This is a genomic window from Pseudomonas marincola, from assembly GCF_900116605.1.
GTDB classification, from domain to species: Bacteria; Pseudomonadota; Gammaproteobacteria; order Pseudomonadales; family Pseudomonadaceae; genus Aquipseudomonas; species Aquipseudomonas marincola.
The window spans coordinates 96,918-111,510 of sequence record NZ_FPBC01000016.1 but is presented as its reverse complement, the minus strand read 5'-3'; the positions used below and the strand labels follow the sequence as shown (position 1 = coordinate 111,510).

The 14,593-nt window shown below is 57.6% G+C and carries 14 protein-coding genes and 3 tRNA genes; 6 read left to right on the top strand and 11 right to left on the bottom strand.

All coding sequences use genetic code 11. The annotated features are described in order from the left end of the window. Together BM395_RS20380 and BM395_RS20375 are read right to left on the bottom strand one after the other, a co-directional pair. The coding region (locus BM395_RS20380) for a transposase (protein WP_141124114.1) at positions 1-288 on the bottom strand (288 nt) is incomplete at its 3' end. A 175-nt stretch (positions 289-463) separates the two neighbouring features. Next, positions 464-540: transfer RNA gene (locus BM395_RS20375), tRNA-Met, on the bottom strand. Positions 541-941: 401 nt separating this feature from the next. Here BM395_RS20375 and BM395_RS20370 point away from each other — a divergent pair. After that, complete coding sequence (locus BM395_RS20370; RefSeq protein ID WP_090515219.1) at positions 942-2,153, top strand: CynX/NimT family MFS transporter; 1,212 nt, start codon at positions 942-944, stop codon at positions 2,151-2,153. Positions 2,154-2,224: 71 nt separating this feature from the next. Here the strand turns inward: BM395_RS20370 and ychF are convergent, their stop codons facing one another. The 9 genes from ychF to BM395_RS20325 all read right to left on the bottom strand — a co-directional run bounded on the left by ychF (position 2,225) and on the right by BM395_RS20325 (position 9,381). Then, complete coding sequence (gene ychF, locus BM395_RS20365; protein WP_069902050.1) at positions 2,225-3,325, bottom strand: redox-regulated ATPase YchF; 1,101 nt, start codon at positions 3,323-3,325, stop codon at positions 2,225-2,227. 30 nt (positions 3,326-3,355) lie between these two features. Then, positions 3,356-3,952 (bottom strand): aminoacyl-tRNA hydrolase, encoded by a 597-nt coding sequence (gene pth / locus BM395_RS20360; protein WP_090515217.1) that lies wholly within the window; start codon positions 3,950-3,952, stop codon positions 3,356-3,358. Between the two features lie 210 nt (positions 3,953-4,162). Next, positions 4,163-4,789, bottom strand: a complete 627-nt coding sequence (locus BM395_RS20355; protein WP_069902052.1) for a 50S ribosomal protein L25/general stress protein Ctc — start codon at positions 4,787-4,789, stop codon at positions 4,163-4,165. Between the two features lie 167 nt (positions 4,790-4,956). After that, entirely contained in the window at positions 4,957-5,898 is a 942-nt protein-coding gene (locus BM395_RS20350; RefSeq protein WP_069902053.1) for a ribose-phosphate pyrophosphokinase, read from the bottom strand. A 46-nt stretch (positions 5,899-5,944) separates the two neighbouring features. Further along, positions 5,945-6,019 (bottom strand) — tRNA-Gln (locus tag BM395_RS20345). A gap of 56 nt (positions 6,020-6,075) precedes the next feature. Next, positions 6,076-6,150: transfer RNA gene (locus BM395_RS20340), tRNA-Gln, on the bottom strand. Between the two features lie 26 nt (positions 6,151-6,176). After that, positions 6,177-7,034, bottom strand: a complete 858-nt coding sequence (gene ispE / locus BM395_RS20335) for a 4-(cytidine 5'-diphospho)-2-C-methyl-D-erythritol kinase (RefSeq protein WP_090515215.1) — start codon at positions 7,032-7,034, stop codon at positions 6,177-6,179. Further along, positions 7,031-7,651 carry a lipoprotein insertase outer membrane protein LolB gene (gene lolB / locus BM395_RS20330; RefSeq protein WP_090515213.1) on the bottom strand — a complete coding sequence of 207 codons (621 nt, stop codon included), beginning with the start codon at positions 7,649-7,651 and terminating at the stop codon, positions 7,031-7,033. Before lolB ends, ispE begins: the two co-directional genes overlap by 4 nt. Next, on the bottom strand, positions 7,651-9,381 hold the full coding sequence (locus BM395_RS20325; RefSeq protein ID WP_090515211.1) for a tetratricopeptide repeat protein: 1,731 nt from the start codon (positions 9,379-9,381) through the stop codon (positions 7,651-7,653). The genes lolB and BM395_RS20325 overlap by 1 nt, the downstream gene beginning before the upstream one ends. Before the next feature lie 348 nt (positions 9,382-9,729). Between BM395_RS20325 and hemA the strand changes: the two genes are divergently transcribed. The 5 genes from hemA (at position 9,730) to murI (ending at position 14,552) form a co-directional block, all read left to right on the top strand. Then, positions 9,730-11,007, top strand: coding sequence for a glutamyl-tRNA reductase (gene hemA / locus BM395_RS20320; RefSeq protein WP_069902057.1), 1,278 nt, complete (start codon positions 9,730-9,732; stop codon positions 11,005-11,007). Continuing rightward, a complete protein-coding gene (prfA, locus tag BM395_RS20315; RefSeq protein ID WP_090515208.1) occupies positions 11,007-12,089 on the top strand; it encodes a peptide chain release factor 1 in 1,083 nt (360 codons plus the stop codon). Before hemA ends, prfA begins: the two co-directional genes overlap by 1 nt. A gap of 85 nt (positions 12,090-12,174) precedes the next feature. Further along, positions 12,175-13,008, top strand: coding sequence for a peptide chain release factor N(5)-glutamine methyltransferase (gene prmC / locus BM395_RS20310; RefSeq protein ID WP_090515206.1), 834 nt, complete (start codon positions 12,175-12,177; stop codon positions 13,006-13,008). 7 nt (positions 13,009-13,015) lie between these two features. Further along, positions 13,016-13,771 carry a molybdopterin-synthase adenylyltransferase MoeB gene (locus BM395_RS20305; RefSeq protein WP_090515233.1) on the top strand — a complete coding sequence of 252 codons (756 nt, stop codon included), beginning with the start codon at positions 13,016-13,018 and terminating at the stop codon, positions 13,769-13,771. After that, positions 13,764-14,552, top strand: coding sequence for a glutamate racemase (gene murI / locus BM395_RS20300; RefSeq protein WP_090515205.1), 789 nt, complete (start codon positions 13,764-13,766; stop codon positions 14,550-14,552). Before BM395_RS20305 ends, murI begins: the two co-directional genes overlap by 8 nt. Positions 14,553-14,593: the final 41 nt, after the last annotated feature.

The following is a 14,593-nucleotide window of genomic DNA, read 5'->3' as shown; positions in this document are numbered from 1 at the left end:
GCGCTCAAGGCTCAAACCCGCAAACTGGCGCAGGATGGTGGTCTCGTACAGCGCTTCCTCCATCGCCGGGTCGCTGTAGCCAAACCAGTTCTGCATCAGATGAACCCGCAGCATCGCCATCAGCGGATACGCCGGACGACCGCCTTCGCCCTTGGGATAATGCGGGGCGATCAAGGCAACCAAACCCTTCCACGGCACCACCCGATCCATCTCGATCAGGAACAGCTCTTTGCGGGTCTGTTTGCGCTTGCCGGCGTACTCGGCGTCGGCGAAGGTCATCTGCTTCATCGGAAAACTCGGCGGGTGGAGTCCGGGCATTTTGCCAAAATAAGGAAGTCTTCTTCAGAGTTTCCCTAGGTCAATCCGAAGAAGATGTTCATTTAGGGTAGGCAAGCTGTAGCCACTTTGTAGTCACTCGCGCACACAAAAAAGGGCTTACCTTTCGGTAAACCCTTGTTTTGTTTGGTGGCTACGCAGGGACTTGAACCCCGGACCCCAGCATTATGAATGCTATGCTCTAACCAGCTGAGCTACGTAGCCGAGTGGCGCGCATTATTCTAGTCTCGGGCTTCTGTGTCAAGCATGTTTTCATAAAATTATTGCGCATGATCAAGTGCTTACGCGCAAGGCGTGGTGCGACAGCGGGTTGGTGCGGGTTTCTTTGCCTTGGGCAAGGGGGCTTTGGGGGGTTACCTGATTGAATGATCAGGTTTTTTGCGCTGGCATGGCACAATGGCCGGCGGGATGCTTATTCCTTATGACTTTCTCTATCCTGTTCTGGCCATGGGCGATGTGTTCGTTCGCCCGCAGTTTGGCTGGGTGTGTATCTATGGGGGTTCTAATGCTTGATTGGCGATCATTGAGTGCGCATGGGGAAGTGTTTGTTGCTTGCTTGGGCAGTTGTGGGTGCATGACTGCTGCGCGCATAAGGGGCGTTGGTCATGCATAAGGTTGAGCGCGTTGGCGTTGTGGGTTGGCTGTTGCTGGTTGCGCTGGGGCTTAACTTGCGGCCGATTCTGACTTCGATCAGTCCATTGCTTGACGACATTCGCGTGGACACGGCCATGAGCTTTCAAGTTGCTGCGCTGCTGACCACCTTGCCGGTGATTTGCATCGGGCTGGTGGCTTTGTGCGGGGCGTGGGTGGAGGCGCGGTTGGGTGAGGGCAGAGGCATTGCGCTTGGCTTGCTGTGCATTCTGTTTGCCTGCCTGTCGCGAGGGTTGATTGCGGATGGCAATTTGTTGCTGATGTCGGCGCTGTTGGGTGGGTTGGGCATCGCGCTGATTCAGGTTTTGGTGCCCGGGATGATCAAGCGCCAGTTTGTGGGTGGCGTTGCGTTGGCGATGGGCGTGTACTCGGCTTCGTTGATGGGCGGCGGAGGCCTTGCTGCGTTGATCAGCCCGCGTCTGGCGCATTCTTTTGGCCATTGGCAGGTTGGGCTGTGGGTTTGGCTGATTCCGGCGCTGCTGGCGTTTGTGCTGTGGCTCAAGATGCCTTGGCATACACCGCATTCGTTGGCGCAAAAGCTCTCGTGGAAAACCTTTATCGGGAATCGTCGGGCATGGGCGCTGGCGGTTTACTTTGGTTTTTGCAATTGGGGCTTCATGACGGTTGTGGCGTGGCTGCCGGCTTATTATCAACAGCTTGGTTGGACGCAACAGGCAAGCGGGGCGTTGTTGGCCTGGATGACTATTTTTCAAGTGACGGCAGCGCTGTCGATGCCAGTGTTGGCGCATCGCATACAAGATCGCCGGCCGCTGCTGGGCGTAAGTCTGCTTGCGCAGTTGTTGGGTTTCTCGGGATTACTGTTTGCGCCGCTGCTGGCGCCTGCGGTGTGGGTCGGTTTGATCGGCTTTGGGTTGGGTGCCTGTTTTGTGCTGTGCCTGCTGCTGAGCATGGATCACTTGCATGAGCCGCGATTGGCTGGGCAGCTGGCGGCCTTCGTGCAGGGCTTTGGCTTTCTGATCAATGCGCTGGCGCCATCGCTTGGCGGCTTGTTGCGTGAGGTCACAGGCAGCTTTCACAGTACCTGGCAATTTACCGTGTTGAGTTTACTGGCGATGCTGCTGATGACCCTGCGTTTCAGCCCGGCAAGTTATTCGCGTATTGGCGCGTTCACTGCGCCCTCGACAGCGCACGGCGGCCAACGCTGAGCGTTGTTTTCGGGCAATAAAAAGCCCCGCATCATTGGCTGATTGCGGGGCTTTTGGTCAGGCAGTGATGCTTACACGTTAAAGCGGAAGTGCATGACGTCGCCGTCTTTAACGATGTATTCCTTGCCTTCTAGGCGCCACTTGCCAGCTTCTTTAGCGCCAGCTTCACCCTTGTATTGGATGAAGTCGTCATAGGCGATAACTTCGGCGCGGATGAAGCCTTTTTCGAAGTCCGTATGGATGGCGGCAGCCGACTGCGGCGCAGTTGCGCCGACACGCACGGTCCATGCGCGTACTTCTTTAACGCCGGCAGTGAAGTAGGTCTGCAAGTTGAGCAGCTGGTAGCCTGCGCGAATTACGCGGTTCAGGCCCGGCTCTTCAAGGCCCAGTGCTTCGAGGAACATATCCTTTTCTTCGCCGTCTTCCAGCTCAGCGATTTCAGCTTCGATCTTGTTGCAAACCGGCACAACGATCGCGCCTTCGGCATCAGCAATGCCTTGCACGATGTCGAGCAGCGGGTTGTTCTCGAAGCCGTCTTCAGAGACGTTGGCGATGTACATGACCGGCTTGCTGGTCAGCAGGTGGAAGCCGCGAATCAGCTGCTTTTCGTCGTCGCCGAGGTCTTTCATCAGCGTGCGGGCTGGCTTGCCTTCGGTGAAGTGCGGGATCAGTTTTTCCAGCAGGGCTTTCTGCGCAACCGCGTCTTTGTCACCGCCTTTGGCGTTGCGCGAGGTCTTCTGCAGTTGCTTCTCGCAGCTGTCGAGGTCGGCGAAGATCAACTCAAGGTCGATAATCTCGATGTCGCGCTTGGGGTCGACGCTGTTCGATACGTGGATGACGTTGTCATCTTCAAAGCAGCGCACAACGTGAGCAATCGCGTGAGTTTCGCGGATGTTGGCGAGGAACTTGTTGCCCAGACCTTCACCTTTCGAGGCGCCGGCCACCAGGCCTGCGATGTCGACGAATTCCATGGTGGTGGGAATCACGCGCTCGGGCTTGACGATTTCGGCTAGGGCTTCAAGGCGTGGATCGGGCATCGGCACGATACCGGTGTTCGGCTCGATTGTGCAGAAAGGGAAGTTCTCCGCAGCGATACCAGATTTGGTCAGGGCGTTGAACAAGGTGGACTTGCCGACGTTTGGCAGGCCGACGATGCCGCAGTTAAATCCCATGGTGTGTCCCTCGCGGAGATGAATCAGAAATTAAGTGGGGAGTTGAGCTTTTTTGCTGTGCAGCGCGTGCATGGCTTTCGACCAGTTACCGGCAAGCATGTCGGAGAGCGACTCGAGCGCATAATCGATGCTGCTATCGAGTAACTCCTGTTCGCTGCGCGGTGCGCGGCCCAGTACAAAATTGGAAACCATGCTGCTGTGTCCCGGATGGCCGATACCCAGGCGCAAGCGGTAAAACTCATTGTTGTTGCCAAGCTGGGCGATGATGTCGCGCAGCCCATTATGCCCGCCGTGCCCGCCACCCTTTTTGAGTTTGGCGACGCCTGGTGGCATATCGAGTTCGTCGTGTGCCACGAGTATGGCTTCTGGCGGAATTCGGAAAAAATTCGCCAGCGCGGCGACGGACTGGCCGCTGCGGTTCATAAACGTGGTGGGTATTAGCAGGCGAACATCGCGGCCTTGATGGTTGAATTTGCCCACCAAGCCAAAATACTTGCGATCAGCACTCAGGCTGACGCGCTGGCTGTCTGCCAGTCTTTCAACGAAAAGAGCCCCTGCATTATGCCGGGTCTGGTCGTATTCAGGGCCGGGATTACCCAGGCCAACGATCAGTTGTACGGCGGTCATATCAGGGGCCCTCTAAAACTACAGTGCTGGATATTGCTTGGTTAAAAAGCGTCTCAAGGTACTGCTTACTGATGTAAACGGCGCTTTCATCGCTTTTTGTCTTGCACGCCCAGCGCTTGCTACGTTTTAAAAGCCTCTTTATCGGAGGCCCTTTCGTAGAAACAGCCCAGACGCGAATGCGGCTAGGCTGTTATCAAGCGAGTCGAGTAATTACTCGGCAGCAGGAGCTTCGCTCTCGCCTTCGCTGGTGTCTTCTTTAGCAACGCGCGAAGCGTGGATGTTAGCCACAGCCAGGTCGTTACCGTGAGACAGTGCAACCAGTTCAATGCCTTTTGGCAGAGTCAGGTCGGACAGGTGCAGGGTAGTACCCAGTTCAACTTTAGCCATGTCGACTTCGATGAACTCAGGCAGGTCTTTCGGCAAGCAGTTAACTTCTACTTCAACCAGGGTGTGCGAAACTTCGCCACCTTGCTGCTTAACGCCAACCGAAGTTTCCTGGTTAACGAAGTGCAGCGGTACGTGTGCAACCAGCTTCTGGCCAGCAACAACGCGGATGAAGTCTGCGTGCAGAACGAAACCCTTGGCTGGGTGGCGCTGCAGAGCCTTGATCAGTACAGATTCTTTCTTGCCAGCAACGTCGAGCGTCAGCACGTGGCTGAAAGCAGCTTCGTTGTTCAGCAGCTTAGCCAGTTCGTTGGCCAGCAGGCTGATCGATTGCGGGGCAGCTTCGCCACCGTAAATTACAGCTGGAACCAGGTTGGCGTTACGACGCAGGCGGCGGCTCGCACCTTTCCCCAGGTCAGAACGCACTTCAGCATTCAGGGCAAATTCAGTCATTTCATTTCTCCAAGATAGCCATGCCGTGATCAACGCTTGCGACCAGCGATCCTACGGTTAGGCAAAAAAGCCCCGCAGCACAGAAAGCATGAAACCCGAGTGGCCGAAGCTACCGGGTTTCATCACGCCTGTTTGGCGGGGCGTATTTCGTCAGGCAGTGTTCCGAATTAACGGAACATCGCGCTGATCGATTCTTCATTGCTGATGCGGCGAACCGCTTCAGCGACAATCGGGCCAATATCCAGCTGGCGTATACGCGGGCAGGATTGGGCGCTGGCAGAAAGCGGGATGGTGTTAGTCACCACCAGCTCATCCAGTACCGAGTTTTCGATGTTCTCGATCGCTCGGCCCGACAGAACAGCGTGAGTCGCGTAGGCGTAAACCTTGGCGGCACCGTGTTCTTTCAAAGCTTTGGCGCCGTGGCAGAGTGTGCCAGCGGTATCGACCATATCGTCAACCAGGATGCACGTGCGACCTTCCACATCACCGATGATATGCATCACCTCTGAGTGGTTGGCTTTTTCGCGACGCTTATCAATGATTGCCAGATCAACCCCGAGGGATTTGGCGACAGCACGCGCACGCACTACACCACCGATATCCGGGGACACAATCATCAGGTTTTCGAAGCGCTGATCTTCAATGTCATCCACCAATACTGGGGAGCCGTAGATGTTATCTACCGGAATATCGAAGAAGCCCTGGATCTGATCCGCGTGCAGATCAACCGTGAGAACACGGTCAATGCCGACGACAGTTAGCATGTCAGCCACGACCTTGGCGCTGATTGCAACGCGAGCGGAACGCGGACGGCGATCCTGGCGTGCATAGCCAAAGTAGGGGATAACAGCTGTGATTCGGGTTGCTGACGAACGACGGAAGGCATCTGCCATCACGACCAGTTCCATCAGGTTATCGTTTGTTGGCGCGCACGTCGGTTGGATCAGGAATACGTCTTTACCACGAACGTTTTCATTGATCTCGATGCTAATTTCGCCGTCGGAAAATTTTCCGACTGAAGCATCGCCGAGGGGGATGTGCAGCTGACGTACAATACGTCGCGCCAGGTCGGGGTTTGCATTCCCCGTAAAGACCATCATCTTGGACACGCGCAGTACCTGCCGGCTGAGGGTATACCTGGATGAGTATAGAAAATGGCAGGGGCGGCTGGATTCGAACCAACGCATGGCAGGATCAAAACCTGCTGCCTTACCGCTTGGCGACGCCCCTGTATCGTGTATTGTACTGAATGCTTCGGTTTGTAATACACCTACCTATAGGTGTAATGGCAGGGGCGGCTGGATTCGAACCAACGCATGGCAGGATCAAAACCTGCTGCCTTACCGCTTGGCGACGCCCCTAAATATTACAAACTGGTGTTACGCATTCACTTCCCGGCCAATGTTTCCAGCTTTCGGTGCAACATCGAGATGTTACGACCTTGAGCCACAAAGCTTGGCAAAGTGACTGGAAGTTGGCGGGCGACTTTATCAGCATCTGCCCGATTTGGGAAGCTCCCAAATACACAAGCTCCAGTGCCAGTTAGTTTTGCTTGAACAAATTTGTTCAGCAAGATCAAAGCGTTATGTACTTCTGGATAACGTTTTTGAACCACTGGCTGGCAGTCATTACGACCACCCCCCTCAAGAAGGCTGCGAACTTTAATGGGCGGAGAATCGCGTGTCAACTCAGGGTCAGAGAAAATTTCTGCAGTTGACACAAGTACTTGCGGAATTACGACGAGAAACCAGGGTTCTTCAAGCTCAATTGGGGTGAGTTTTTCACCCACACCTTCCGCAAAAGCAGCATGGCCGCGCACGAATACCGGCACGTCTGCGCCAAGCTTCAGGCCCAGTTCGGCGAGCTGATCGGCGCTCAAGCCCAGTTGCCACAAGTGATTGAGGCCAAGCAGGGTGGTAGCCGCATCGGAGCTGCCGCCGCCAATACCGCCGCCCATCGGTAATTTTTTATCGATCCAGAGATCGGCGCCCAGTGTGCAGCCGGTTAATTGCTGCAACTGTTTGGCAGCGCAAACGATCAGGTTGCTTTCGTGCGGCACGCCATCAATTTCTGTATGCAAACGAATTTCGCCATCTTCACGCAGGGCAAAACCCAGTTCGTCGGCGTAATCGAGAAATTGAAAAAGCGTCTGCAGTTCGTGATAACCGTCGGGGCGACGATTAAGGATGTGCAGCATCAGGTTGAGTTTGGCCGGCGCCGGCAGGGTTAATGTAGCGCCGTTCATTGCTGGCCAAGCTGGCGCGGTTGCCAGTCCTTGATGACCACAGTGACCTGGAGATCGTAACCGGTGATTTTCAGGCGTTCGGGCAGGGTAAAGCCGGCCTGGTCAACATAACGCAAATAGTCGACTTGCCAGCCATCCTGTTCCAGTTGGGCAAGGTAGCTGTCGCTATCGAGTTTGATCCGGCTTTTGCTGTCTGGCGCTGGCAGGCCGCGAATCCACCACAGCAGGTGCGAAACCGGAAGGTTGAGGCGTAGCTGGTCCTGCAGCAGTTCTTCTGCCGAGCTGGCGGTGTAGGTGCCACGGCTGGCGGCTTCAAGTTTAACTTCACCCGGTCGTCCGGTCAGGCGGGCGGCGCCGCGGCCCAGCGGGCCAGACAGGCGAATGTCGAAATAATCCTGACGTTGCAGCCAGTACAGCGTGGCGCTGCCTGAGTCTTTAGGCGCGCGAATGCCGACTTTGCCGTTGATTTCCCAGCCATCAAGCTCGGTGAGCTGTTGCTTGTGAGCTTTCCAGAGGGCGGGGTCGCCGCCGCCCTCGATCGATTCGCGTGAGGTCAGCCCGGCGCAACCTGCAAGCAGGGTGATCAGGCTGATGACAACTAGGTTTCGCCACAGCATTACAGGTTCTCGGCTCCGGTCAGGCGCAATATCGTGCTGCGCAGGGGTTCGCTATCGGGATGGTTTTCCAGCGCCTCTGCCCACACTTTGCGGGCGTCGCGCTGCTTGCCTTGTGCCCACAATACTTCGCCAAGGTGAGCGGCGACTTCGTGGTCAGGAAACTTCCGTAAGGCTTTGCGCAGGTACTTCTCGGCTTCGTCGAGACGGTTCTGGCGATAGTTGATCCAGCCCATGCTGTCGAGAATCGCCGGGTCTTCGGGGTTGAGCCGGTAGGCCTGCTCGATCAGTTTGCGCGCCTCGCTGTAGCGCGTGGTGCGATCGGCCAGTGTGTAGCCCAGGGCATTCAGCGCCATCGAATTTTCAGGATCGCGCTCAAGGATCTGGCGTAAATCGCTTTCGAGCTGGCCCAGATCATCGCGTGACTCGGCCATCATGGCGCGAGCGTAGAGCAGGTTAAGGTCGTCGGGATTATCCTTGACCGCCTGCTGAATGACTTGCCAGGCGTGTTCAGGCTGCTGGTTGCTGCTCAGCGCCTCGGACTCGATCAGATAGAGTTGGGTCGCGTAATCCGGCTGTTCGTCGCGGGCCTTGGCCAGTAATTGAGTGGCTTCGGTGCCGCGCTTTTCGGCGAACAACAGTTCAGTTTGCGCCGCCTGTGCCGGCAGGTATTCATTGCCGGGGCCGACTTGCGCGTATTCGGTCAATGCGCTTTCCGGTTCGTCCAAGTGCTCATAGGCGCGCGCCAGATTATAGTGCGCTGCGTCGACATGGCTGCCGCGTTCGACCAGCTCTTCAAGGTAGACGATGGCCTCTTTCCAGGCTTCGCCTTCCAGATACACCAGTGCCAGCGAGAAACGCAGGTCGTCGTCTTCTGGGTACTGTTGGACCAGCGCCGAGAACTCGCTCTGCGCATCTTCGATTCGGCCTTGCTCAACCAGCATCCGCGCATAGGTTAGGCGTAGACGCTTGTCTTCCGGGTACAGCTTGATGCCCTGTTTGAGCAGGGGCATGGCTTCATCGCCGCGCTTGAGGCTTTGCAGCAGGCGCACGTGCAACAGCAGTGGAATGACTTCGCTGTCGATATTGGGAGAATCTTCGAGCAGCTGCAGGGCTTCTTCCGACTGGCCGTCTTCCTGTAACAGCAGGGCTTTACCGAAGGCCAACTGAGTGTTGTCGGGGTACTTTGCCAGCAGGCGGTCAAAACTTTGCAGCAGCCCGGCGCGGGTCTGCTCGTCAGTTTCGGCGGCCGACAGCGCGAGGAAGTCGAAGTGGGTGTTGCCGTGACCCTGCAGGACTTTCTCCATGTACGTCATGGCTTCGTCATGGCGACCGGCGCGGGCCAGTTGGATGGCTGCAGAGCGCTGCGCGTCGAGGTCATCCGGGGCGTTTTTGGCCCAGATCAGTGCGGTGTCGAGCGCCGCCTGATCAGCGCCCAGGTATTCGGCAATGCGGAAGCCGCGCTCGGCGACGCCGGCGTCCTGGGTCGCATTGGCTTGCTGCACGTAATTGCCCAGCGCGATGTCGAAGCGGTCGCGTTGCCCGGCCAGTTCAGCCGTAAGCAGGGCCAGCAGGGTTTCCCGGCTGAACGATGCGTATTGCTCAGGCTCAGTCTTTTTCGCGATGACAGAGACATCCTCGACTGGCGGCGTGCCGTCAGTCGACGTGCTGGAGAGTGCTTGGCAGCCACTCAGAAATGCCACGGCTGCCAATGCGATATAAGTTCTATTCATAGGGGAAAAGACGACTAACCTGCGGTCTGATCATCATGACACAAGCCGCAGAGCAAGCCCATGGGGCTTGGCTTAATCGCAGGCGTGTGGCGTGGGAGATTAAAATGGGCTGATGCCTCGCAGCATAATGGATTCAATTGTGCGACAAAATGTCTTAGCCCGTCACGCGAGCCATACTGGGTTAGTCAGGGCCGCTTCTGCAAGGTTCCATCGGCTGCTTTGAGCAAGGTTGGCGCTGGTTTCGGTGCCGATTGTGACCGGTCAGTTGTCGACAATATAAAGGGGAGGTTGTTCTCAGTCGGTTGAAGTAGGACAATTGCCGGCTCCTTTTCTTGTCAGCGACGTTGCATGGCCTTTATTGCCCTCGGTATCAACCATAAAACTGCTTCGGTGGATGTACGCGAGCGCGTGGCGTTTACTCCTGAGCGTTTGGTTGAGGCGCTGCAATTGCTCTGCCAGACCACGGTGAGCCGTGAGGCGGCGATTCTTTCGACCTGCAATCGCAGTGAACTGTATCTCGAGCAGGACGCCTTGAGTGTCGATGAAGTGCTCGCCTGGCTGGCCGGTTATCACCAGCTGAATATCGAAGACCTGCGGGCTTGCGCCTACGTTTATCAGGAAGCCGATGCGGTGCGCCACATGATGCGAGTCGCCTGCGGGCTCGACTCGATGGTGTTGGGCGAGCCGCAGATTCTCGGCCAGATGAAGTCGGCGTTTGCCGTGGCGCGTGAAGCCGGCACGATGGGGCCATTGCTCGGTCGCCTGTTCCAGGCCACCTTCAATACCGCCAAACAGGTGCGTACGGATACCGCGATTGGCGAGAACCCGGTGTCGGTTGCCTTTGCCGCCGTCAGCCTGGCGAAGCAGATTTTCAGTGACTTGCACCGCAGTCAGGCGTTGTTGATCGGCGCCGGTGAGACCATCGGTCTGGTTGCGCGTCATCTGCACGATCAGGGTATTAAGCGCATTGTGGTCGCCAACCGTACACTGGAGCGGGCCAGCACGCTGGCCGAACAGTTTGGCGCGCATGCGGTGCTGCTGTCGGATATTCCGGCGGAGCTGGCGAAGAGCGACATCGTGATCAGTTCGACTGCCAGCCAGTTGCCGATTCTGGGCAAGGGTGCGGTCGAAAGCGCTCTCAAGCAGCGCAAGCACAAACCAATTTTCATGGTCGATATCGCCGTTCCGCGTGATATTGAGCCCGAGGTCGGCGAACTCGACGACGTTTATCTGTACACCGTCGATGATTTGCATGAAGTCATCGCCGAGAATCTTAAGAGCCGCCAAGGCGCTGCGCAGGCCGCCGAAGACCTAGTGTCGAATGGCGCCGATGACTTTATGGCGCGGCTGCGTGAGCTGGCCGCGGTGGATGTACTCAAGGCTTATCGTCAACAGGCCGAACGGCTGCGTGACGAGGAGCTTGGCAAGGCATTGCGCGCACTTAACAATGGCGTTGCCGCTGAAGACGTTATGGCGCAACTGGCGCGCGGCCTGACCAACAAATTGCTGCATGCACCCAGTGTGCAAATGAAAAAACTATCCGCGGACGGGCGCATCGATGCGCTGACAGTTGCTCAGGAACTCTTTGCCCTCAATGAGGGTGCGTCGTCCAACAAAGGCCTGTAATGAAAGCTTCGCTTACGAAAAAACTTGAGTTGCTACAGGATCGCTTTGAAGAGCTGACTGCCATGCTGGGTGATGCTGAGGTGATCAGCGATCAGACTCAGTTCCGCGCTCTTTCAAAGGAATATGCCGAAATAGAGCCGGTGTATCAGGCCTTTACCGAACTGCAAAAAGTGCAGGGTGACCTCGAAGGCGCTCAGGCGTTGCTTAAAGACAGCGACCCCGAGATGCGCGAGATGGCTGAAGAGGAAGTCGACGAGGCGAAAAACCGCCTGATCGAACTCGAAGACAATCTGCAGCGCATGCTCCTGCCAAAAGACCCGAACGACGGTCGCAGCGTGTTTCTGGAAGTGCGTGCCGGCACCGGCGGTGACGAGGCGGCCATCTTCTCCGGAGATCTGTTCCGCATGTATTCGCGCTACGCCGAGCGTCGTGGCTGGCGAGTCGAGGTGTTGTCGGCCAACGAAGGCGAGCATGGTGGCTTCAAGGAAGTCATCGCACGAATCGAAGGCGATAACGTATTCGGCAAGCTCAAGTTCGAGTCCGGCGCACACCGCGTTCAGCGCGTGCCAGAGACCGAGTCGCAGGGCCGCATTCACACCTCGGCCTGCACGGTGGCGGTGTTGCCAGAGCCTGACGAGCAAGCGGCTATCGAGATCAATCCTGCGGATTTGCGGGTTGATACCTATCGCTCATCCGGCGCGGGCGGTCAGCACGTAAACACCACCGATTCGGCCATCCGCATTACCCACATCCCGACGGGCACCGTGGTTGAGTGTCAGGAAGAGCGTTCGCAGCACAAGAACCGCGCCAAGGCGATGGCCTGGCTGGGTGCCAAACTGAAAGACCAACAGGAAGCCGCGGCGCACAAGGAAATCTCCGATACCCGGCGCTTGCTGGTAGGCTCTGGCGATCGCTCCGAGCGCATCCGCACCTACAACTTCCCGCAAGGCCGGGTCACCGATCACCGTATCAACCTGACCCTGTATTCACTTAACGAGGTGATGGCGGGCGGTGTTGAGGCGGTTATCGAGCCATTGTTGGCCGAGTATCAAGCTGACCAGTTGGCATCGCTGGGCGACTGATACGCAGCGTGGCTAGCTGCGGGCGACAGTTGCTGATGTGATGTGGATTGATGCTGAGGAACCTCTGAATAGGTAGTGTGCCCCAATGGCAACCATCGAATCGCTGCTCAATGGCGCTGCTCTGGCCGACTCGCCCAGCCCGCAACTCGACGCCGAACTGCTCCTTGCGGCGGTGCTTGGCAAGTCGCGCAGTTATCTGCGGACCTGGCCCGAGCGAGAAGTCGAAGCGCCGATGGCCGAGCGCTTTCTCGCTAATCTGGCGCGGCGTCAGCAGGGTGAGCCGGTTGCCTACATTCTGGGGCATCAGGGCTTCTGGAGCCTCGACCTTGAAGTGGCGCCGCACACCCTGATTCCCCGTCCAGACACCGAATTACTGGTCGAAACCGCGCTGGCGACAATCCCTGCAACCCCTGCTGCTGTGCTTGATCTTGGTACGGGCACCGGTGCGATTGCGTTGGCGTTGGCTTCAGAGCGTCCCGCCTGGCAGGTTGTTGGCGTTGACCGGGTCGATGAGGCTGTGGCGCTGGCTACGCGTAATCAGCAGCGCCTGAAACTTGCCAATGTGCGTTTTCATGCAAGCCACTGGTTCAGCCAGTTGGCCGGGCAGCGCTTTCAGCTGATTGTCAGTAACCCGCCGTATATCGCCAGCGATGACCGCCATCTGGGTGAGGGCGATGTACGTTTCGAACCCAGCAGTGCGCTGGTCGCGGGTGCCGACGGGCTGGATGATATCCGTCTGATCATCGCCAATGCCGGGGACTATTTGCAGGCGGGCGGCTGGTTATTGCTTGAGCACGGCTATGATCAGGCGCAGGCCGTGCGTGATCTGTTGGCGGCCAATGGGTTTAGCGCAGTAGAAAGTCGCCGTGACCTTGGCGGTCATGAGCGCATCAGTTTTGGACAATGCACGCATGAGTGACGCAAACATGCTCAGTGATGAAGAGCTGCTGCGCTATAGCCGGCAGATCCTGTTGCAACAAATTGATGTCGACGGCCAGCTCCGGCTCAAGCAGCGCAGCGCGCTGATAATCGGGCTCGGCGGCTTGGGCTCGCCGGTGGCGCTGTATCTGGCTGCAGCCGGAGTCGGCACTCTGCATCTGGCCGATTTTGATACGGTCGATCTGACCAACTTGCAACGCCAGATTGCCCACGACACCACCAGCATCGGCGTGGCCAAGGTCGATTCGGCGGCGGCCCGGCTCAAGGCGATCAATCCGCATTTGAACATCCGCACTTACCCGCAAGGGCTGGATGCTGACTCTTTGGCCGCTGCGGTGGCGGCGGTTGATGTGGTGCTGGATTGCTCAGACAACTTCTCGACCCGTGAGTCGGTCAACGCCTCCTGCGTCGCAGCAGTAAAACCGTTGGTGAGTGGCGCGGCGATTCGCCTGGAAGGCCAGCTCTCGGTGTTCGATCCGCGCTTACCAAGCAGCCCTTGCTACCACTGCCTTTACGGGCACGGCAGTGAGGCTGAACTGACCTGCAGTGAGGCCGGTGTCGTCGGGCCGTTAGTCGGTATGGTCGGCAGCCTGCAAGCACTCGAGGCGCTTAAACTGCTGGCCGAGTTCGGTGAGCCGCTGGTAGGCCGGTTGCTGTTGATCGACGCGTTAAGCAGCAAGTTTCGCGAGCTGCGAGTAAAGCGCGATCCGGCGTGCAGTGTGTGCGGAACCACACATGACTAACAGCCAGGCCATCGGTGTATTCGACTCCGGTGTGGGCGGCGTCTCGGTATTGCGCGAGATTCGCACGCTGTTGCCGCAAGAGTCTCTGCTGTACATAGCCGACAGCGCCCATGTGCCGTATGGCGAGAAATCTCCCGAATACATTCGCGAGCGCTGCCGGCTGATTGCCGCGTTTCTGCTGGAACAGGGCGCCAAGGCGCTGGTGCTGGCCTGCAATACCGCAACCGTGGCGGCGGTTGCCGAGCTGCGCGAGCTTTACCCGCAATTGCCGATTGTGGGCATGGAGCCTGCGGTAAAGCCTGCGGTTGCCGCAACGCGCAGTGGTGTGGTCGGTGTGCTGGCGACTACCGGCACCCTGAAAAGTGCCAAATTCGCAGCCCTGCTGGATCGTGTCGCCAGCGACGTGAAAGTAATTACCCAGCCGTGTCCCGGTTTGGTCGAGCAGATCGAAGCCGGTAAATTGCAGTCGTCACGCACCCGCGAATTGCTCGACGGTTTCGTGCAGCCATTGCTGGCGCAGGGTTGCGATACGCTGATTCTGGGCTGCACCCATTACCCGTTCATTAAGCCGTTATTGAACGACTTGGTACCGGCCAATGTCAGTTTAATCGACACCGGCGCCGCAGTGGCCAGACAACTGCAGCGCTTGCTGCGTGAGCGTGATCTGCTGGCGTCTGGGCCTGCCCGAGCTGCGCAGTTCTGGAGCAGCGGCGAGGCGCAGAAATTGCAGGCGGTATTGCCAACCTTATGGGGTGAAACCCAGGAAGTCTTGCAGTTCTGACAAGGCGGTTGATTGGCCCCCTGCTTTGGTTGGATGGCGTT